Source organism: Pseudomonas sp. NPDC087690, assembly GCF_044743175.1.
Lineage (GTDB): Bacteria > Pseudomonadota > Gammaproteobacteria > Pseudomonadales > Pseudomonadaceae > Aquipseudomonas.
On sequence record NZ_JBIUVX010000001.1, the window covers coordinates 822,974 to 841,675 of the forward strand.

Annotated in this window: 16 protein-coding genes and 1 pseudogene; 10 read left to right on the forward strand and 7 right to left on the reverse strand. The window is 60.9% G+C overall.

Annotated features, from left to right (window positions below; translation table 11 throughout):
* Positions 1 to 15 precede the first annotated feature (15 nt).
* The gene (locus ACIPIZ_RS03820; protein ID WP_401164240.1) at positions 16 to 1,014 is read right to left on the reverse strand and encodes a quinone oxidoreductase family protein; all 999 of its coding nucleotides are present in this window, start codon (positions 1,012 to 1,014) and stop codon (positions 16 to 18) included.
* Positions 1,015 to 1,373: 359 nt separating this feature from the next.
* Here ACIPIZ_RS03820 and ACIPIZ_RS03825 point away from each other — a divergent pair, with 359 nt between their 5' ends.
* The 3 genes from ACIPIZ_RS03825 (at position 1,374) to ACIPIZ_RS03835 (ending at position 5,265) form a co-directional block, all read left to right on the forward strand.
* Entirely contained in the window at positions 1,374 to 4,199 is a 2,826-nt protein-coding gene (locus ACIPIZ_RS03825) for a PAS domain-containing protein (protein ID WP_401164091.1), read from the forward strand.
* Positions 4,200 to 4,577 carry a response regulator transcription factor gene (locus tag ACIPIZ_RS03830; RefSeq protein WP_401164094.1) on the forward strand — a complete coding sequence of 126 codons (378 nt, stop codon included), beginning with the start codon at positions 4,200 to 4,202 and terminating at the stop codon, positions 4,575 to 4,577.
* 70 nt (positions 4,578 to 4,647) lie between these two features.
* Complete coding sequence (locus tag ACIPIZ_RS03835; RefSeq protein WP_401164097.1) at positions 4,648 to 5,265, forward strand: response regulator transcription factor; 618 nt, start codon at positions 4,648 to 4,650, stop codon at positions 5,263 to 5,265.
* 30 nt (positions 5,266 to 5,295) lie between these two features.
* On the opposite strand, the gene ACIPIZ_RS03840 is transcribed toward ACIPIZ_RS03835, so the two are convergent.
* The 3 genes from ACIPIZ_RS03840 to glcC form a co-directional block, all read right to left on the reverse strand.
* Positions 5,296 to 8,205, reverse strand: a complete 2,910-nt coding sequence (locus ACIPIZ_RS03840) for an ATP-binding protein (protein ID WP_401164099.1) — start codon at positions 8,203 to 8,205, stop codon at positions 5,296 to 5,298.
* A gap of 187 nt (positions 8,206 to 8,392) precedes the next feature.
* Entirely contained in the window at positions 8,393 to 9,025 is a 633-nt protein-coding gene (gene ycaC, locus ACIPIZ_RS03845; protein ID WP_007916011.1) for an isochorismate family cysteine hydrolase YcaC, read from the reverse strand.
* A gap of 133 nt (positions 9,026 to 9,158) precedes the next feature.
* Positions 9,159 to 9,929: a transcriptional regulator GlcC gene (gene glcC, locus ACIPIZ_RS03850; protein ID WP_401164101.1), complete on the reverse strand. Its 771-nt coding sequence runs from the start codon at positions 9,927 to 9,929 to the stop codon at positions 9,159 to 9,161.
* A 205-nt stretch (positions 9,930 to 10,134) separates the two neighbouring features.
* On the opposite strand from glcC, the gene glcD reads away from it, so the two are divergent.
* Genes glcD through ACIPIZ_RS03870 form a run of 4 tightly spaced genes read left to right on the forward strand, consistent with a single transcriptional unit; the run spans position 10,135 to position 14,337 of the window.
* Positions 10,135 to 11,634 carry a glycolate oxidase subunit GlcD gene (gene glcD / locus ACIPIZ_RS03855; RefSeq protein ID WP_401164103.1) on the forward strand — a complete coding sequence of 500 codons (1,500 nt, stop codon included), beginning with the start codon at positions 10,135 to 10,137 and terminating at the stop codon, positions 11,632 to 11,634.
* Positions 11,634 to 12,692 (forward strand): glycolate oxidase subunit GlcE, encoded by a 1,059-nt coding sequence (glcE, locus tag ACIPIZ_RS03860; RefSeq protein WP_401164106.1) that lies wholly within the window; start codon positions 11,634 to 11,636, stop codon positions 12,690 to 12,692. Before glcD ends, glcE begins: the two co-directional genes overlap by 1 nt.
* A gap of 2 nt (positions 12,693 to 12,694) precedes the next feature.
* The gene (glcF, locus tag ACIPIZ_RS03865) at positions 12,695 to 13,930 is read left to right on the forward strand and encodes a glycolate oxidase subunit GlcF (protein WP_401164109.1); all 1,236 of its coding nucleotides are present in this window, start codon (positions 12,695 to 12,697) and stop codon (positions 13,928 to 13,930) included.
* Positions 13,927 to 14,337 (forward strand): heme-binding protein, encoded by a 411-nt coding sequence (locus tag ACIPIZ_RS03870; protein ID WP_253483156.1) that lies wholly within the window; start codon positions 13,927 to 13,929, stop codon positions 14,335 to 14,337. Before glcF ends, ACIPIZ_RS03870 begins: the two co-directional genes overlap by 4 nt.
* On the opposite strand, the pseudogene ACIPIZ_RS03875 reads toward ACIPIZ_RS03870, so the two are convergent.
* From ACIPIZ_RS03875 to ACIPIZ_RS03885, 3 genes and pseudogenes are all read right to left on the reverse strand, one after another.
* Positions 14,328 to 14,464, reverse strand: a pseudogene (locus ACIPIZ_RS03875) (gfo/Idh/MocA family oxidoreductase); the annotation flags it as partial. The gene ACIPIZ_RS03870 and the pseudogene ACIPIZ_RS03875 sit on opposite strands and share 10 nt — an antisense overlap.
* 10 nt (positions 14,465 to 14,474) lie before the next feature.
* Positions 14,475 to 15,815: an ATP-binding protein gene (locus ACIPIZ_RS03880; RefSeq protein ID WP_105707752.1), complete on the reverse strand. Its 1,341-nt coding sequence runs from the start codon at positions 15,813 to 15,815 to the stop codon at positions 14,475 to 14,477.
* Entirely contained in the window at positions 15,812 to 16,522 is a 711-nt protein-coding gene (locus tag ACIPIZ_RS03885; protein WP_224790847.1) for a response regulator, read from the reverse strand. The genes ACIPIZ_RS03880 and ACIPIZ_RS03885 overlap by 4 nt, the downstream gene beginning before the upstream one ends.
* A 163-nt stretch (positions 16,523 to 16,685) precedes the next feature.
* Between ACIPIZ_RS03885 and ACIPIZ_RS03890 the strand changes: the two genes are divergently transcribed.
* From ACIPIZ_RS03890 to ACIPIZ_RS03900, 3 genes are all read left to right on the forward strand, one after another.
* Positions 16,686 to 17,000: a hypothetical protein gene (locus ACIPIZ_RS03890; protein ID WP_064390454.1), complete on the forward strand. Its 315-nt coding sequence runs from the start codon at positions 16,686 to 16,688 to the stop codon at positions 16,998 to 17,000.
* Positions 17,000 to 17,668, forward strand: coding sequence for a DUF3313 domain-containing protein (locus tag ACIPIZ_RS03895; protein ID WP_105707760.1), 669 nt, complete (start codon positions 17,000 to 17,002; stop codon positions 17,666 to 17,668). Before ACIPIZ_RS03890 ends, ACIPIZ_RS03895 begins: the two co-directional genes overlap by 1 nt.
* A 180-nt stretch (positions 17,669 to 17,848) precedes the next feature.
* Positions 17,849 to 18,598 (forward strand): helix-turn-helix transcriptional regulator, encoded by a 750-nt coding sequence (locus tag ACIPIZ_RS03900; RefSeq protein ID WP_064390456.1) that lies wholly within the window; start codon positions 17,849 to 17,851, stop codon positions 18,596 to 18,598.
* The last annotated feature ends 104 nt before the right edge of the window (positions 18,599 to 18,702 follow it).

The following is an 18,702-nucleotide window of genomic DNA, read 5'->3' on the forward strand; positions in this document are numbered from 1 at the left end:
ACCGTTGCGCCCGAACTAACGGGCCGGATCAAGCGAACTCGAGTCGGCGTGAGGGCAAATGAGCAGTTTCCCCGTCGTCTGGCGAGACTCGATATCGAGATGCGCCTGTCGCGCCTGCGCCAATGAATAGCGCTGGCCGATAAAGGTCTTCAACTTGCCCGCGCGCGCCCAGGCGAACAATTGCGCGGAATGTTCCAGCAGCGTCTCGCGAGTGGCGACGTAATGCATGACCGAGGGATAGGTCAGCTTGATGCTGCGCGGTACGGAAAAGATATCGATCGGCGCGATCGGGTTCATGAAGGGGCCGTACAAGGCCAGCGTGCCGAAGTAGTCGAGCAAGCTCAGCGAGTCGCTGAAGCCTTCGGCCCCTGTACCGTCGTAAACTACGTTCACCCGTTGTCCGTCGTTCAGGCGCAATACCTGACCGGCGATGCCGGCTGCGCGGCCGATCACCACATAATCCGCACCGGCCGCGAGCACCGCGTCAACTTTGTCGGCCTGCGAAACCCGGCCGATGACTTTGCCGCCGTGCAGCTTGATCAACTGCGTCAGCATCAGCCCGACACCGCCCGCCGCGCCATGCACAAACGCGACATCGCCGGGACTGATGGCATGCACCTTGTGTATCAGATTGCGCGCCGTCAGGCCCTGCATCATCAGACTCGCGGCCGTATCGAAGTCGATATCGTCGGGCAGCGGCACCAACTGACTGACCTCGGCGATCACTTGCTCGGCATAACTGCCTGGCACGTAATGCCACGCCACTCGATCACCGGCACGCACCTCCTCCACGCCTGGCCCGACGGCGAGGACGATGCCCGCCCCCTCGACGCCGAGTGTCACCGGTAACGGGCGCGCCGGACCGAGACCACGGCGCGCGCCAGTGTCCAGAAAGTTGACGCCCGCCGCCATCACTTGCACCTGCGCCTGCCCAGGCCCCGGCGCGGCCAGTGGAATATCTTCCACTGCCAACACCTCGGGACCGCCATAAGCCTTGATTACCACCGCTCTCATAATGTTCAAGCCTGTCACATGGACGACCTGCCCTGCCCGCCCCTTAAGACCGGACATAGGCGCGGACGTCGCGTTGTATTCCTTCCACCGTCGACTGACGATGGAACCCGCGGTCATGTTGCGCAGGGCTTGTATCTGCGCTGTTTCGCGAAGTCCGGGGTTTGCATGCTGATATGGCTGAAGTGCTTCTGGATACACTGGCTTACAAAGGCAGTCCGGTTTGCTCAAGTGCTCTGTGCGCCGCTTCGCAAATTCAGCTGCGAGTGGATATTGGCGGTATGCGACACCAAAGTATGATGGGCGAGTACCCGCGCAAAGGCGCATCTTAGTCGGACGGTGACTGCACTATGAGAATCGGTATGGCCCATGAGCTCGAGCGCGTCATTGATGCGTTGCCAAGTGTGGTATTCACCGCACTGGCCGATGGTGCCGTGGATTACGTCAATCAGCAGTGGCACACCTACACCGGCCGCAACGCTGAAGATGCCATGGGAATGAACTGGCAAATGCTCATTCATCCGGCTGACCGCCAAGCTTTGATCGAGCGCTGGCAGCGCATTGTCAGCAGTGGCGTTCCCGAGGATATCGAGGCTCGTCTGCGGCGCTTTGACGGCACCTATCGCTGGTTCCTCTGGCGCGTCACGGCGCTGGACGATAGACACGACCAACCGCGCAAATGGTGCGCAATCGGTACCGATATCGAGAACAGCCGGGCCAAAGTCAATGGCGAAATGAGCAACCCGTTCGATGTCCACTCGATCATCGACAGCATCCCGGCAATGGTTGCCTTCATGAACCCGGCCGGTGAGCTGGAACAGGTCAATCGGCAGATCGTCGACTACATCGGTGGTTCCTTCGAAGAAATGAAAAACTGGGACGCCGGCGAAACCGTTCACCCGGAGGATCTGCCAGCGGTCATTGTCGCCTGGACCCACTCGGTCACCACGGGCGAGCCCTACGATGTCGAGATTCGCATTCGCCGGGTCGACGGTGTCTACCACTGGTTCCACGTGCGCGGACTGCCGATCAGGGACAGCGAGGGCAACATCCGGCATTGGTGCGTGTTGCAGATCGATATCGATGAACGGCGACGCGACAAGGCGTTGATCGCCAAGGTACTGGCGGAAGTCAGCGCCTCGGAGGATCGCCTGCGCAACATCATCGACGCCGTGCCCGGGTTTGTCTGGAGTGCAGCCGCCGACGGCAATGTCGGTTTCGTCAATCAGCGTTGGTGCGATTACACCGGCATGACCCTCGACGAGGCCTGCGGCAGCGGCTGGACCACGTCCGTCCATCCAGACGATGCCGGTTCGCTTGCCAGTTATTGGTTTGGCCTTCTGCAATCAGGTACGGCCGGTGAGCACGAGGCCCGATTGCGCCGCTTCGACGGCACTTATCGCTGGTTCCTGATCCGCGCCGTGCCGCAACGTGATGATGCGGGGCAGGTCCTGCGCTGGTACGGCGAAAACACCGATATCGAAGATCGCAAACGTGCGGAGCTCCTGCTCGACGGCGAAAAACGCTTGCTTGGCCTGATGGCCGGAGGCTCGTCGTTGACGGCGATTCTGCAAACGCTTTGCCAATTGGTGGAAGTATTTCTCGACCGCTGCGTGTCCAACGTGGTGCTGGTCGACCTCAAGCGTGCCGAGGGTTCACAGGAGATGTCGTTGCGCATGCAACAGGGCGCCGGCGCCAATATGCCCGCAGGATTGATCCCGGGCGCCGGAGACACACCGCTGTGTGCCGAGCGCTGCCCCATCGTCATGGCCGCCACGTTCAATACCCCCATCATTTGCCAAGACCTATCGGCGCAACCCCGCTGGCAGGACTGGTGCAAGGCGGCCCTGAGCCACGGTTTCCGAGGGGCCCGGTCGATGCCGATCACCTCGAACAGCGGCCATATCACGGGTGTTCTGACGGTGCTGCACCGCGAAACCACGCCACTCTCGGCGGATCAGGAAAACCTCATTGCGCAATTCACCCACCTGGCGAGCATCGCGATTGATCGGGTGCGCGCAGAAGCCGCACTCAAGCAAAGCGAGGCCTTTCTGGCCAAGGCGCAACGGCTGAGCGCCACGGGGACGTTTTCCTGGCGCGTGAGCAGCGATGAAATCACCTGGTCGGATGAGATCTGCCGCATCCTCGAGCTGGCCCCTGACACCACACCTGGATTCGACGCGATTTACACCCGCATCCATCCGGACGATGTTTCCAGTCATCGGGAAATGATCAGGCGTCAGCGCCGCAAGGGCCGCGATTTCGAACATGAACACCGCCTGCTGATGCCGGACGCTAGCGTTAAGTATGTGCGCCTGGTTGCCCACTCGATCAAGGACGCTGAAGACGGCATCGAATACATTGCCGCGTTGCAGGACATCACCCAAAGCCGCCTGGCCGAAGAAGTGTTGAACAAGGCCCGCTCGGAGCTGACCCATCTGGCCAGAGTGGCGAGTCTGGGCGCCGTCACCGCGTCAATTGCCCACGAGGTCAACCAGCCGCTGGCGGGCATCATTACCAATGCCAGCACCTGCCTGCGCATGCTCGGGGCCGACCCTCCGAACGTTGACGGTGCACGGGAAACCGCGCGCCGGACCATCCGCGATGGCAATCGCGCCGCCGACGTGATCAACCGATTGCGCGCGTTGTTTTCGAAAAAAGACATCACCCTGGAAGATGTCGATCTGAACGACGCCGCGCGGGAGGTAATCGCCTTGCTGCTGGGTGAATTGCAGCGCAACGGTGTGGTGCTTCACCCGCAATTTGCCGACGCATTGCCGATGGTCAGAGGCGACCGGGTACAACTTCAACAAGTGATTCTCAACCTGATCATGAATGCCGTCGAAGCCATGAACACCATCACTTGCCGATCCCGGCAAATGCGTGTCAGCACGCGACTGGACGAAAATCAGCGCGTTTGTCTTGAGGTTTCGGACAGCGGCAACGGTGTAGACCCGCAAGACATGGAGCGCATTTTCAACGCGTTCTATACCACCAAGAGCGCAGGCATGGGGGTCGGCCTGTCCATCAGCCGCTCCATCATCGAGCGCCACGATGGCGCGTTGTGGGCCACCGCCAACGAGGGGCCGGGGACAACGTTTCAGTTTTCAATCCCCGCTCTGGCTGAACGCTGCGCAACCGAGCGAGACGCCCATGACATTTCCAGCCACGCCAGGGAGGAACACTGAATGGTCATGCCTTTACTGGTATCGATTGTCGACGACGACGAGTCGGTTCGTGAATCGCTACCTGACCTGATCAAGGAGTTCGGTTTCGCCGTGCTGGCCTTCGCGTCGGCGCAGGAATTCCTGACCTCGTCCTCTCTGCCGCGAACCCACTGCCTGATTCTGGATGTCGCCATGCCGGGGATGTCAGGCCCGGAGCTGCAAAAAGAATTGATACGTCGCGGCTATCGCATTCCGATCATTTTCATAACCGCTCACGGCGATGCCAGAGAACAGGCCCACCTCTTGAGTAGTGGCGCAGTGGAGTGCCTGCTCAAACCGTTCAGCGAAGCTCAGTTGCTCAAGGCCCTGAGCGCGGCGCTGCCGTTCGATCAAGCGTGAAACCAGGACCAGAGGACGTGACATCTTGAACGCTAAAAATGGCTTGGCCGTTAAGTCCGGAGCATGCTCGATGAGCGATGTCACGCCAGTGGTATTCGTGGTCGACGATGACATTTCCGTGCGCGAATCACTGGAACTGATGATCCGCTTCGCGGGATGGCAGCCTCGGCTTTTCGAGTCGGCGCAAGCGTTTTTGAATGAACCCAGGCCCTTGGTGCCCTGCTGTCTGGTACTGGATATCAATCTGCCTGACCTGAGCGGTCTGGATCTGCAAGCCTCCATTGCGCAAGACCGGCGCAACATGCCGATTATTTTTATCACCGGCTACGGGGATATCCCGCGCACCGTGCGGGCCTTGAAGGCTGGGGCAGTGGAGTTTCTGACCAAACCGTTCGACGACGAGGTGATTCTCAACGCCATGGCCGACGCCCTGGAGACCAGCCGAGCGGCCCTTGACGGCGAAAAAAACCTGCACGCCCTACGTCAGGCCTACCAGACCCTGACACCCCGCGAGCAGGAAATCATGGCGATGGTGGTCAGCGGACGGCTGAACAAGGTGATTGCCTCCGACCTCCGCATCAGCGAGATCACGGTCAAGGCTCATCGAGGCAAGGTCATGCGCAAAATGAAAGCCCGCTCACTGGCGCAACTGGTGAAAATGTCCGCGCTGATAATGCCCGAGCACTGATTCGCGAGGCGAAATCAACGTGCTGCGCGATCAAGACTGTGGCGACGTGATCGAATCCTGAACTGTGCGCCAAAGCGTTTCCAGTCGACGTAGATCAAGGGTATCGAGGCCTTCCGAAACCCTCTCGCGGCAGGCATGCAGCAGTGCCTCTGCCTGCGCTGGGCGACCCTGTTCCAGCCATGCTCTGGCGAGGTCCATCGATGCCCGCAACTCCCATGCCCACGCGCCCTGCTGGCGACTCAAGGCCAGCGACTCTTCGAGAATCTCGTACGCTGCCTGAACCTCCGCACCGTGGGTAACCTTGAGAATGCCAGCCTTGATCCGCAGCAACTCCGGCAGCGCAAAAGCATCACCACTGGCTCGACAGTGGGCAATGCTGCCCTCCACTACCGCCATGGCCTTTTCAGGTTGGTGATTGAGCATCAAGCCTTCGGCCAGCGCGATTTCGAATGACGTCGTCAGCAATTCGTAACGCATGCCATGCAGCCGCGTCAGACTCTCCTGGAGCATGGCGACCGCATCGCCAGGCTGTTCCGCACGAATGGCAATCGCCGCGCGAAAGCCATGGGCCGCGGCAATGTAAGGGCCAAGTGCGTTGGCCTCGGCAATGTCGGCAAAACGCTGAAGGCTGGCGGTCGCCTTTTCCAGATCCCCGGTCCAGATATAGATGCAAAGGATCCAGACCATCGCGATGCAATAGGTCACCGCGTGCTGGAGCGCCGAGGCCTCAGCCTCTATTTGCTCGGCCCAGCGCCGGGCCTGATCGGGAAAGCCTTGTAGCCAAAGGGTACGTGCGAGGGCCAGACCGGTGCGATTGCGATGATCAAAGCCGTAATAAATCGTACTGCTGCGATGCGATGGCAAGCTGTGGCGCAACGAACTTTCAAGCTTCTGCCGAGCCAGCGGCTGGTCGCCCAGCAAATGATGGGAAATTCCGGCAAGCGACGAGGCAATGGCTATCGCCTCAGGCTCATTGAGGATACGGCCGACTTGCGTTGCCTGCTCGGCCCACGCCAGCGAGGAGGCGAAATCACCGATGCGTTCATAGAATATCTGCAGGAGCCCGAGCAGCCTTAACTGCGACCCGTAATCGGCCAGGGCTACGGCGATGTCCATCGCCCGCAACAATGCCTTTTGCGCCGCTTCGTTGTTACCTCGGGTAAACATCAAGACCAGGCCCAGCGCCGCTTGCAGCTCCATTTCGGTGGGCGTGCCGTAGTAACCCAACTCCAGTAACTCAACCGCCCGTGAACTCCAGGTCCGGCACTCGACCAGCAACGAAAAATGCAGAAACAACGGCGCGCCGGCGGCTGCCAGCGGCAGCGCCAGCCCCGGATCACCGTGCGGGCCGAAGCTCCATTCCAAGGCACTTCGCACATTGCCCAACTGGCTGGCGAGGAGCGCCGAGTTGCGGAAAATCTCATCCGGCGAGGTGCCGAGATGCCCCAGCAGATCCATATAGAACGCCGCATGCCTGAACGCCAGGGCATTGACCTCGGCAGCGCCCCGCGCGACAAGTTTTTCGCGGGTATAGGTGCGGGTCATTTCCAGCAGTCGATATGCCCACGTAGCGTCGTTCTGTTCGACAGTGACCAGCCCCTTGCACACCAACTCGTCGAGCATTGCCGCCGCGACGGCAGCATCGATGTGGTTGTCGGCAATGACTTGGGATATCGCGTTTTGTGAGAACGGACCGACGAACACCGATAACCGCTCCAGTGCCAGACGCTCCAGGGGCGACAGCAGGTCGTAGCTCCAGTCGAGCATCGCGCGCAAGGTCTGATGCCGCGGCATGGCCGTTCTGCGTCCCGACCAACCGAGGGAGAATCGTTCGCCCAACGAGGCGTGCGTCGAACTCAAACCATGGCTGGCGACACGCATCGCCGCCAGTTCAATCGGCAGCGCCATGCCCTCCAGCCGTTGGCACATGTCGGCGATCAACAACGCATCGCCAGCACCCAGTACCAGCGCGGTATTGCCTGACGAGGCTCGTTCGACAAACAGCCTGATCGCTGCAAACTCCATCAACTCATCGTGTGAGCAGTTTTGCGGTTCGCGGGGGAATTCGAGTGGATTGAGCCAATGAACGTACTCACCTCGCGCACGCAGGGGTTCACGACTGGTCGCCAGTATCCCGACATTGGGCGCGGCATGGCTGATTTGCTCGACCATTGCCGAAACGGCATCGATCAAATGTTCACAGTTGTCGATGACCAGCATCAACCTCTGCATGCGCAGGTGTGCAAGCAGGACGAACATAGAGTCCTCAGCCTGAACCGGGATCTCCAGCGACCTGGCCAGTGCCGACGGCACCAGCGCCGGGTCCTCGACTTGTGCCAGGTCGACGAAGCGCACCATCTGATAACGCTGAGCGGCAATCAGGTGCGCCACCTCGATCGCCAGGCTCGTCTTGCCGACCCCGCCGGGGCCGACGATGGTGAAAAGTTTGGGCTGCAGAAGGTGTTCGACGACCAGTTGAAGATCGGCCTCGCGCCCGATCAATCTGGCCCGCGCTGGCAGGGGGCACACGGGGTCGACGCGCTGGTGGTCGGCAGAATGTGCAGCGATAAGCGTGGATTGCCCACTGGCCTGTTGTTTTTCCAAGGGTGCAACGAACGCATAGCCCACACCGACCTGAGTAGCGATGTATCGCGCGCCCTCCTCACCATCGCCGAGAATCCGTCGCAGCCCGGTCATATGGAAACGCAGGCTCCCTTCTTCGACAATGATGCCGGGCCAAACCTGCTTGATCAGGTCGCTTTTGGACAGCACTCGACCGGGTCGTTCCAGCAAGGCAATCAGCAGATCCAGCGCGCGTCCGCCGATTTCGATGGGGATTCCTTTCTTCTCAAGCAACCTTTTCGCGGGAACGACGCGAAACGGCCCGAAAACGAATTCAGTGGTGAGTGATTTGTGCAACTCGCCTGGAAAAGACTCCACGAGCATCAATCTCTGAAAAGTACCCAGTGATGTTTTTGCCGGATTTAAATCCGGCGCGCAAGCCTAGCATAGGGGGTTTGCACGATCGATCAAGCATGCCGCAGGTTGCCGGCCAGGCGACAAGACCACAGCTTAAAAAACAAAAGCCTGCTTTTCAGGGCAGGCTTTTCGTTCGCAGCGCGCTGGTTTACTTCTGCTGCGCGGTCAACGCCGAGTAGCTGTTCATCAGGTTGCGGTAGTTGGGGATCCGCTGCGACAGCAGATTGCCCAAGCCTTCAATGTCGTTGCGCCAGTCGCGGTGCAGCTCACACGCCACCGAGAACCAGTTCATCATCTGTGCGCCGGCCTGGGTCATGCGACTCCATGCTGCCTGTTGCACCGTGGTGTTGAAGGTGCCGGACGCATCAGTCACCACAAACACATCAAAGCCTTCTGCCAGCGCCGACAAGGTCGGGAACGCTACGCACACGTCTGTCACCACACCGGCAATGATGATCTGCTTGCGGCCGGTCGCCTTGATCGCTTTGACAAAGTCTTCGTTGTCCCAGGCGTTGATCTGGCCAGGGCGAGCAATGTACGGCGCATCCGGGAACATCTCTTTCAGCTCCGGCACCAACGGGCCGTTCGGGCCTTGTTCGAAACTGGTGGTGAGGATGGTCGGCAGTTCGAAGAACTTGGCCAGATCGGCGAGGGCCAACACGTTGTTCTTGAATTCGTTCGGCGAGAAGTCCTGCACCAGGGAAATCAGGCCGGTCTGGTGGTCGACCAGCAGCACGATGGCGTCGTCTTTGTTCAGGCGGTTGTAGGTTGGAGTGGTCATGGTCTGCTTCCCTTTTGAGTTTTTGAATTTGTTGTTGCGTTCAAGTTGGGTACAGATTACTGACCCATCGAAAAGGGATAAATCGGCTGGAATGTGTTTCACCGTCAACCTGAAACGGACAATCATTCGACATTCAAGTCCAGCCCTCCAGGCGCATCGTCGCGCGCACCAGCCGCTGCTCTTCGCTTTCGATCTCCTTGAGGTTGTCACTGATGCTCTGGATATGCGCGACAGCAGCCTTGCGCGCCTGTTCAGGCAGGCGCCCGGTCACGGCGTTGTAGAGGCGCGCGTGTTGGCGGTCAATCTGGCGTTTTTGCGGTTCGCGGTGATAGAGATTGTTGACCGAAGCGAACACCGTGTTGAGCAACAAGTCCGTCAGTGAGCGCAGGGTCTGCACCAGCACCGGGTTGTGTGAAGCCTCGCAGATCGCCAGATGGAATGCGTGGTCGAGCCGCGCATGTTCGGATGCTTGCAGCTCACAGCCATGCGCATCGAGCAAAGCCTGATAGCTGCGGGTGATCAGGACGAAATCCGCTTCGGTGCCGCGCAACGCCGCCAGCCGCGCCGACTCGCCCTCCAGCAGGCTGCGCACTTCAAACAAGTCGTACAGGGTGCGCGGTTGCGAGCTGAACAAGTGCATCAGGGGCGATGCGACGCCCTGCCCGCAAAGGTCGGCGACAAATGAGCCTTTACCCTGCTTGGTGCTGATGATCCCGCGGGCGCGGAGCAGTTTCAGGCCTTCACGCAACGCGGTGCGCGAGACGCCGAGTTTTTCCGTCAGCCGGCGTTCAGAGGGCAATAGTTGCCCGGTCTTCAACACGCCGTCGACGATCAATCGCTCGACACGTTCGCAAACCACATCCGCCACCTGCACAGTCCGTCCTTCACTGGTATGACCAGCCATAACCCTGCATCTCCCTGCTTAGCGATTGCATCGCATCTTGTTGTTTTAAAAGACTTGAGTGGCTTCATACGAAAAACCCGGCAAAAAGAACTGGTTCGACCAGTACCGGACGACGTAGACAGTATTGCCCGTGCGCCCAATGATGCAAGCACGCCCATGTGGCGTCGGCCTGTCAAAAACAATAACCAAGGGTTGCCTGCCCGCGATGAATATTCTTTACGACGAACGCGTTGATGGCGTGTTACCGGCCACCGATAAACCCGCACTGCTCAGCGCGCTGCGGGCGCAAATGCCGGAGCTGGAAATCCTCCACAGTGAAGAGGCGCTGAAACCGTACGAATGCGATGGTTTGTCGGCCTACCGCACCACACCGATGCTGGTGGTGCTGCCACGCGAGCCCGAACAAGTCGCTACCATCCTCAGGATCTGTCATCAACAACGCGTGCCAGTGGTGCCGCGCGGCGCCGGTACCGGTCTGTCCGGTGGTGCCCTGCCGCTGGAAAAAGGCGTGCTGCTGGTGATGGCGCGCTTCAACCGGATACTCGAAATCAACCCTGCCGGACGTTTTGCGCGGGTCCAGCCGGGCGTGCGCAACCTGGCGATTTCCCAAGCGGCCGCACCGCATGGTTTGTATTACGCGCCGGATCCGTCTTCGCAGATCGCCTGCTCCATCGGCGGCAATGTCGCGGAAAACGCCGGTGGCGTGCACTGCCTGAAATACGGTCTGACCGTGCACAACCTGCTCAAGATCGAGATGCTCACTGTCGATGGTGAGTGCCTGACGCTCGGCTCCGACGCATTGGACTCACCCGGTTTCGATCTGCTCGCACTGTTCACCGGCTCCGAAGGCATGCTCGGGGTGATCACCGAAGTCACCGTCAAACTGCTGCCCAAACCGCAAACCGCGAAAGTCCTGCTCGCGGCGTTCGACTCGGTGGAAAAAGCCGGGCGCGCGGTTGCTGACATCATCGCCGCCGGGATCATTCCGGGCGGCCTGGAGATGATGGACAACCTCGCCATCCGTGCTGCCGAGGATTTTATCCACGCCGGTTACCCGATCGATGCCGAAGCGATCCTGCTGTGCGAACTGGACGGCGTCGAAGCCGATGTCGACGACGACTGCCAGCGCGTGCGTCAGGTGCTGCAACATGCCGGTGCCACCGAACTGCGCCAGGCCAAAGACGAGGCCGAGCGCGTGCGTTTCTGGGCCGGACGCAAGAATGCCTTCCCTGCCGTCGGCCGGCTGTCGCCGGATTATTACTGCATGGATGGCACCATCCCGCGCCGCGAATTGCCCGGCGTGCTTCAGGCTATTGCCGATTTGTCCATCGAATACGATTTGCGCGTGGCTAACGTCTTTCATGCTGGCGACGGCAACATGCATCCGCTGATTCTGTTTGATGCCAACCAGCCCGGCGAGCTGGATCGCGCGGAAGCCCTGGGCGGCAAGATCCTTGAGTTGTGCGTCAAGGTCGGCGGCAGCATCACCGGCGAACACGGTGTCGGCCGCGAGAAAATCAACCAGATGTGCGCGCAGTTCAGCAGTGATGAATTGACTCTGTTCCATGCCGTCAAAGCAGCATTCGACCCCGGCGGCCTGCTCAATCCCGGGAAAAATATTCCGACCCTGCACCGCTGCGCCGAATTCGGTGCGATGCATGTCCATCACGGCCAGTTGCCCTTCCCCGATCTGGAGCGTTTCTGATGACGGTCGAACATGACAACGACGCCGCTGCCGAACTGCTGCAACAGGTTGAGCAGGCGCTACATGACAAACTTGCGTTGCGCATCCAGGGCGGCAACAGCAAGGCCCATCTGGGCCGCGTGACCCACGGCGCGTTGCTCGATACTCGCGTGCATCGCGGCATTGTCAGCTACGACCCGACGGAACTGGTGATCACCGCACGCGCCGGCACGCCATTGGCCGAACTCAACGCGGCCCTCGACGCGGCCGGACAAATGCTGCCATGCGAGCCGCCACACAGTGAGGCGGGTGCCACCGTCGGTGGCATGCTCGCTGCCGGGTTGTCCGGGCCGCGCCGCCCCTGGGCCGGATCCGTGCGCGATTACGTACTGGGCACGCGGATCATTACCGGCCATGGCAAACATCTGCGTTTTGGCGGCGAAGTGATGAAGAACGTTGCCGGCTACGATGTCTCGCGCCTGATGGCTGGCAGTTTTGGTTGCCTGGGATTGCTCACTGAAGTCTCGCTGAAAGTCCTGCCGAAACCACGTCACAGCCTGAGCATTGCCCTGGAAATCAGCCGCGAGCGTGCGTTGCTCAAACTCGCCGAATGGGGCCAACAACCGGTTCCGATCAGCGCCGCCAGCCACGACGGGCAACGCCTGCATCTGCGCCTGGAAGGCGGTGAAGGATCGGTGACGGCGGCTCATGACCGACTCGGGGGTGAACCGCTGGACACGGAGTACTGGGCCGATCTGAATGCTCAGCGCCTGGCCTTTTTTGCCGATCCAAGGCCGCTCTGGCGCCTGTCAGTGCCGCCGCACACAGGCCCGTTGAGCCTGCCCGGCGAACAACTGATCGATTGGGGCGGAGCCCAGCGCTGGCTGAAGTCCGACGCCGACGCCCTGACCATCCGCGCCATCGCCACCCAGGCGAGCGGTCACGCCAGCTGCCATGCAAACTGCGCACAACCGTTCCAGCCGCTGGCACCGGCGTTACTGCGCTATCAGCAATCACTGAAGACGCAACTGGACCCGCAAGGGATTTTCAACCCGGGCCGAATGTACGCAGAGATCTGATCATGCAAACCACCCTGAGCGAAAAATCCCTGCGCCTTACGCGCGCCGCAGAAGCCGAGCGCATTTTGCGCAGTTGCGTGCATTGCGGGTTCTGCAACGCCACCTGCCCGACCTATCAACTGCTCGGCGATGAACTGGATGGCCCACGCGGCCGGATTTACCTGATCAAGCAAGTGCTCGAAGGCAATACCGCAAGCGCCACTACCCAACAACATCTCGACCGCTGCCTGTCCTGCCGTAATTGCGAGACCACCTGCCCGTCCGGTGTCGACTATCACAACCTGCTCGATATCGGCCGTGCGGTGGTCGATGATGCAGCGCCGCGCAGTCCCGGCCAGCGTCTGTTGCGCCAGGGTTTGCGCAGCGTGTTGACTGAGCCGCGGTTGTTCAAACCGTTGCTGATCCTCGGTGAACGACTGCGTCCACTGCTGCCGCAGGCTGTGCAAATGAAGCTGCCGCGACACATTGCGCCGGCCAGACCCAGACCAGCGCGAACGCGGGCCCGCACGATGCTGATGCTCGAAGGCTGCGTACAGACCAGCCTGTCGCCGAACACCAACGCCGCGACCGCGCGGGTGCTCGACCGTCTGGGCATCAGCATCCTGCCGATCAGCGAGGCCGGTTGCTGCGGTGCAATTGACTATCACCTCGACGCCCAACAGGCCGGACTGCAGCGCGCGCGGCGCAATATCGATGCGTGGTGGCCGGCGATCGCAAGCGGCGCCGAGGCGATCGTGCAAACCGCCAGCGGTTGTGGCGCCTTCATCAAGGACTACGCTCACCTGCTCGAACACGATCCGGCCTACGCAATGAAAGCCGCCAAAATCAGTGCGATCAGCAAGGATCTGGTGGAGATTCTGCAGGCGGAACCGCTGGAACAACTGGTCGTGGCGCACAACGATCAGCGTCTGGCGTTTCATTGTCCGTGCACGCTTCAGCACGCGCTCAGACTCGGTGGCGCGGTGGAAAGTGTTCTGACACGGCTGGGGTTTCACCTCACGCCAGTGCCCGACAGTCACCTGTGCTGCGGTTCCGCCGGTACCTATTCGATCACCCAACCTGCACTTTCCCGGCAATTGCGCGATAACAGGATCAATGCGCTGGAAAGCGCCTCGCCCAGCCTCATCGTCACCGCCAACATTGGTTGCCAGATTCACCTCGACAGCGCTGGCCGCACACCGGTCAGGCACTGGATCGAGGTGCTTGAAGAGTCCCTTCTCGCGCAGGAAAAACCATGAACAGCAAATTCGTATTGAGCCAGAGAGAAGTCGCGCTGATCCTCGCCGCCGGGCGCACCGAGGCGCAGCGCAACCAATGGTCGGTGAGTATTGCCGTGGTCGATGATGGCGGCCACTTGCTGGCGCTTGAGCGCCTCGACGGTTGTGCACCGATCGGCGCCTACATCTGCATGGAAAAGGCCCGCACTTCAGCCCTCGGTCGCCGCGAATCGACTGTCTATGAAGAGATGGTCAACAACGGCCGCAACGCGTTTCTCTCGGCGCCCCTGCTAACCTCGCTTGAAGGTGGCGTGCCGATCATTGTCGACGGACAAGTGATCGGTGCGGTGGGCGTGTCCGGGGTCAAATCCGCTCAAGACGCGCAGATTGCCAAGGCTGCCGTCCTCGCGCTGCAGGGTTATTCGTAGAACGGCTCGACGGCTTCGCGACTGCCGACAAAAAACTGTCCGCAAGCAGGCGCAAGGGTTGCAGGTCGAAGTCCCTGCAGCGGTCCCTCATCAGCTGTTGGAAATAACGGTAAACCGCAGCGTGGTCGCTGATGGTCTCAGTCGAACAGGTCCCGAGGCAGCTCGACCCGCGCCACCAGGCCACCGCCGCTGCGATTGCGCAGGGTCAGCTCACCACCCTGCTCGCGCACGATCGCCTGCGCGGCCGAAAGCCCCAGCCCGACGCCGCCGGTATCACGATTGCGCGAAGCTTCAAGGCGATAGAACGGATCGAAAACCCGCTGCAGCGCCGACTCGGGAATCCCCGGCCCTTGGTCGCACACCTCGATGCAGATCGTATGGTCGTTACCGCTCAGTGCGATGCTCGGTTGCTGCGCGTATTTGGCGGCGTTTTCCAGCAAATTGACGATCACCCGCTTGATGCCCAGCGGCCGCCCCTCATACACCAGATGCGCGGGGCCACTGAAGTCGACAGCGAGGTGCTGGTCGCGGTAATCGTCGATGATGGTTTGCAGCAACTCCGACAGGTCGAACGCGGTGGGCTGCTCGCGGTGAGTGTCCTCACGAAAGAACGCCAGCGCGGCGTTGATCATCGACTGCATTTCTTCAACGTCACGGATCAGCTTGTGCTGATGATCGAGGTCTTCCATGAACTCGCTGCGCAAGCGCATGCGGGTCAGCGGCGCGCGCAGATCGTGGGAAATGGCCGCGAGCATGTGCGTGCGCTCGGCGATGAAATGCTGGATCTGCGCCTGCATGGTGTTGAAGGCGATGATTGCCTGACGTATTTCGTCCGGGCCTTCGACGTTGATCGGCGGCGCCCGCAGATCGCTGCCAAAGCGCCGGGCGGCGCTGGCGAAACGCTGCAGCGGAGTGGCCAACTGGCGCGTGGCGAGCCATGCCACCAGCAAGGTGGCGATCAATCCGAGGGCGATGACCACCGCGATCCGCGTGCCGACGTCGAGGCCCCAACTGCGTTGCGGCGGGGTAAACGACAACCAGCTGCCATCGACCAATTGCACCAGCGCGACGTAGTGCGCGCGCGGGCTGTCGCGCGGAAAGTCATCGGGGCTGAACACTTCGATTTCACGGTCGTCACCCAGCAGTTGTTGCATCACCGGCCCCCTGCCCGCCTCGATTGGCGTGCCGATCGCAGGCAGATCGAAGTCGGCGCGCCGAGCGTGCCAGACCACGTTCAGCATCGAACTGGTTGCCGCGCTGGCCAGTTGCGGGCGCAGCGACGTCGGGGCGGCTTCGATCAGCCGCGTGGTCACGGCAATCTGTTCGAGCAGGCCGGTGCGTTCAATGGGCGGGCGCGCCCAGATGCCGGCGACCTGCACGAACAAGGCATTGAGTGCCAGTGAAGCCAGCATCGCCGCGAGGATGGTCAGGGCAATCCGCCGTCGCAGGGTATCGCGGCGCAACAGACGGCGGATCACGAACGGCTGACCTTGGCGGTGAACATGTAGCCTCCGTTGCGCACAGTGCGGATCAGGTCTGGACGCTTGCTGTCGGGTTCGATCTTGCGTCGCAGGCGACTGACCTGGACATCGATGCTGCGATCAAAGGCGTCGTGGCCTTCGCCACGCGTCAGGTCGATCAATTGTTCGCGGGTGAGAATGCGCTGGGGATGATCGAGAAACACCACCAACAGGTCGAATTCGCCAGCGGACAGCGGAATCATCACCTGCTCCGGCGAGCGCAACTCGCGACAGGTGATATCCAGGTGCCAACCGGCGAACGCAATCACCGGTCGCGGGCGTTCACTGGCGGGACTTGGCTGCTCGCCGGCACGACGCTGCACGGCGCGCACCCGGGCGAGCAATTCGCGTGGTGCGAAAGGCTTGGTCAGGTAATCGTCGGCGCCAAGCTCCAGGCCGACGATGCGATCGCTGAGCTCGGCCATGGCCGTGAGCATGATGATCGGAATGCCCATCTGTGCGCGGATTTTCTGGCACAGGCTCAGGCCGCCTTCGCCGGGCAGCATGACGTCGAGAATAATGGTGTCCGGGCGCTGCTGCGCGATGGCCGCCCACATCGCCACGCCATCGGGCGCGACATCGACCTCGTAGGCATGCTGAACGAAGAACTTCTTCAGCAGGGACAGCACTTCCATGTCGTCATCGACGATCAGCAATCTGCTCACGGTCACAGGATCCAAGGGCCAAAAAAGAGCGCATCTAAAACCATTTCGCCGTTCGGGTCATTTATTTCAATCACGCAACATTCCTTCCGCGCCGACAACAATCGGACATTCCCGGGCAATCCTCCTCGGGCACTCTGCGGGACTTTCATCGCAGGGGGCTCCCATGAAGGAATTCAATCAGAGGTACACCGCCAAGGGCCGCGCCAGCCATCGTCCGTTGATCCTTAGCCAGCGCACTACGGCTCCCGGGCACGATACGCCGATTCTGTTTCAGGAGTCGTGCCTGGGCCTGACCGGCAATCAGGAGCGCATCGTCCTGCGCCGCTATTTCGAACAATTCAGCCCGGACAACGCGCACTGGGTGGAATACGTGCATTCGATTCCAGTCGCCGACCTCGTGCACTGGATCATGCGCCACGGCCAGTTGCATATCGAGTGCTCGGACAACGCCCCGCCAGCCCACAAGGAAAGCCATTGATGATCAGCAATTTCTCGAAGTCGCTGGTGCTTTCAGCCACCTTGAGCCTGCCGGCATGCAGCAATAAAACCGTCGAACCGAAGATGTACAGTGGATTTCTGCATGACTACAGCCTGTTGAGCGAACGCCAGTCACCGTCGGGGCAGACGGTACTCGGATGGGTCAGCCCGGCATTGGCCCGAGGCCGTTATACCCAGGCCTATCTGGCGCCCAGCCAGTTCTACCCGAGCGTCGCACCGACCGAGCGGATTCCGCTGAGCACGTTGTCCGGCGTGACCGAATACTATGACGCGGCGCTCAGACAGGAACTGGGCAAAGTCATGCGCCTGGTGTCGACACCGGGGCCCGACACCCTCATCGTGCGACCGGCGATTACCCGGGTCGCGACCCGCACCCAGGGTTTGCGCTTTTATGAATGGCTGCCGGTCACGCTGGTCGCAGCAGGCGTGAGCACCGCCACCGGCATTCGCGACCAGGACAGCGAAGTCGCCACGGAAGTGTCGTTCGAGGATGGTTCGACGGGTGAGGTGGTTGCCGAAGTGGTCCGCAAGGGCATCGGCGTGCCGCTGGAGAACGACAAACAAGTGCTGAGCGCCGATGACGTCAAGATCGTGCTGGACGGCTGGGCCGGCGATCTGGGCAAATCCTACCTGGCGTTGCGCAAGTAAACGGCCGTCGGCAAGGCGAGGTGTGCGTCGGTTATGAACTAATAACACCTTCATTAAGCGGTCGCTGAAACGTTGTACTAGGATAGGATCCAGTTCCCGAGGCGTTTTCACCGGTCAAGGAGCTTCACCCCCGGCGCCTGCGGGACACGAGCCGCCCATTGCAACTCATGGATGAATGACATGAACTCACAGCTGTTCCCGCAGATTGGCAAAGTAATTGCCAGCACCGGCAGCCGGCATTTTCCGCGCATGCTTCACGACCTGATCCTCACTCAACTGGCGGTGGACGCCACGCACATCCGCCAGATGCGTGTCGAGTCGGTAAGCCGTACATCCCTTCGCAACGGCCCCGAGCCGCTGAAAGAGCCAGCACTGCTGGCCGAAACGCTGTTCTCGGAACACAGCGCGATGCCCAGCGACGAGCTGCCGCCGGCAGAATCAGCCAACGTCACCGATGCCTCGCAACTGCACCTGACCCGACGCAAGGACGGTTTTCGCTACGTGATTTCGGTGTACCGCAACGGTCAGTCGCAACGTTTTTCCGCCCGGGAGCGCAGCCTGTTGCAAGACATCTCCCCAGTGCTGCTGCCGATGGTCGAGAAACATATCAACGCCGTGCAACCCGCCTGCCCTGAAGCCGAAAGCCCCAGCGAAGCCCCCGAGGGCACCGGGCTGCAAACCCTGCGCTTGCGCTTCACCGAACGTTTGCAGCAATTGGGCCTGAGCCTGTCGAACCGTGAAACCGAGGTGTGCATCGGCCTGCTTGCCGGGCACACGGCACCGGAACTGGCCGAGCAATTGCAACTGAAGGTCAACACGGTGGAGAGCTATCTCAAACGGGCGGCGATCAAGCTGGGCATCAGTGGCCGGCATTCGTTGATGCGCTGGATGTATTCGCCACAGGAAACCTCGGCATCGAGCGCTGCCTGATAACACTGCAAAAAAACCGCTTTTGATAACGACGCTATTGATCGTTCCCACGCTCTGCGTGGGAATGCAGCCCGTGGCGCTTCGCGTCACTTGACGCAGAGCGT

What these genes read in the sequence shown, in the direction of transcription:
- glcC (WP_401164101.1), bottom strand. Translation starts at nt 9,929, where the DNA reads ATGGCTGGTCATACCAGTGAAGGACGGACTGTGCAGGTGGCGGATGTG.
- ACIPIZ_RS03835 (WP_401164097.1), top strand. Translation starts at nt 4,648, where the DNA reads ATGAGCGATGTCACGCCAGTGGTATTCGTGGTCGACGATGACATTTCC.
- ACIPIZ_RS03900 (WP_064390456.1), top strand. Translation starts at nt 17,849, where the DNA reads ATGAACTCACAGCTGTTCCCGCAGATTGGCAAAGTAATTGCCAGCACC.
- ACIPIZ_RS03830 (WP_401164094.1), top strand. Translation starts at nt 4,200, where the DNA reads ATGGTCATGCCTTTACTGGTATCGATTGTCGACGACGACGAGTCGGTT.
- glcD (WP_401164103.1), top strand. Translation starts at nt 10,135, where the DNA reads ATGAATATTCTTTACGACGAACGCGTTGATGGCGTGTTACCGGCCACC.
- ACIPIZ_RS03825 (WP_401164091.1), top strand. Translation starts at nt 1,374, where the DNA reads ATGGCCCATGAGCTCGAGCGCGTCATTGATGCGTTGCCAAGTGTGGTA.
- ACIPIZ_RS03820 (WP_401164240.1), bottom strand. Translation starts at nt 1,014, where the DNA reads ATGAGAGCGGTGGTAATCAAGGCTTATGGCGGTCCCGAGGTGTTGGCA.
- ycaC (WP_007916011.1), bottom strand. Translation starts at nt 9,025, where the DNA reads ATGACCACTCCAACCTACAACCGCCTGAACAAAGACGACGCCATCGTG.
- glcE (WP_401164106.1), top strand. Translation starts at nt 11,634, where the DNA reads ATGACGGTCGAACATGACAACGACGCCGCTGCCGAACTGCTGCAACAG.
- ACIPIZ_RS03895 (WP_105707760.1), top strand. Translation starts at nt 17,000, where the DNA reads ATGATCAGCAATTTCTCGAAGTCGCTGGTGCTTTCAGCCACCTTGAGC.
- ACIPIZ_RS03870 (WP_253483156.1), top strand. Translation starts at nt 13,927, where the DNA reads ATGAACAGCAAATTCGTATTGAGCCAGAGAGAAGTCGCGCTGATCCTC.
- ACIPIZ_RS03890 (WP_064390454.1), top strand. Translation starts at nt 16,686, where the DNA reads ATGAAGGAATTCAATCAGAGGTACACCGCCAAGGGCCGCGCCAGCCAT.
- glcF (WP_401164109.1), top strand. Translation starts at nt 12,695, where the DNA reads ATGCAAACCACCCTGAGCGAAAAATCCCTGCGCCTTACGCGCGCCGCA.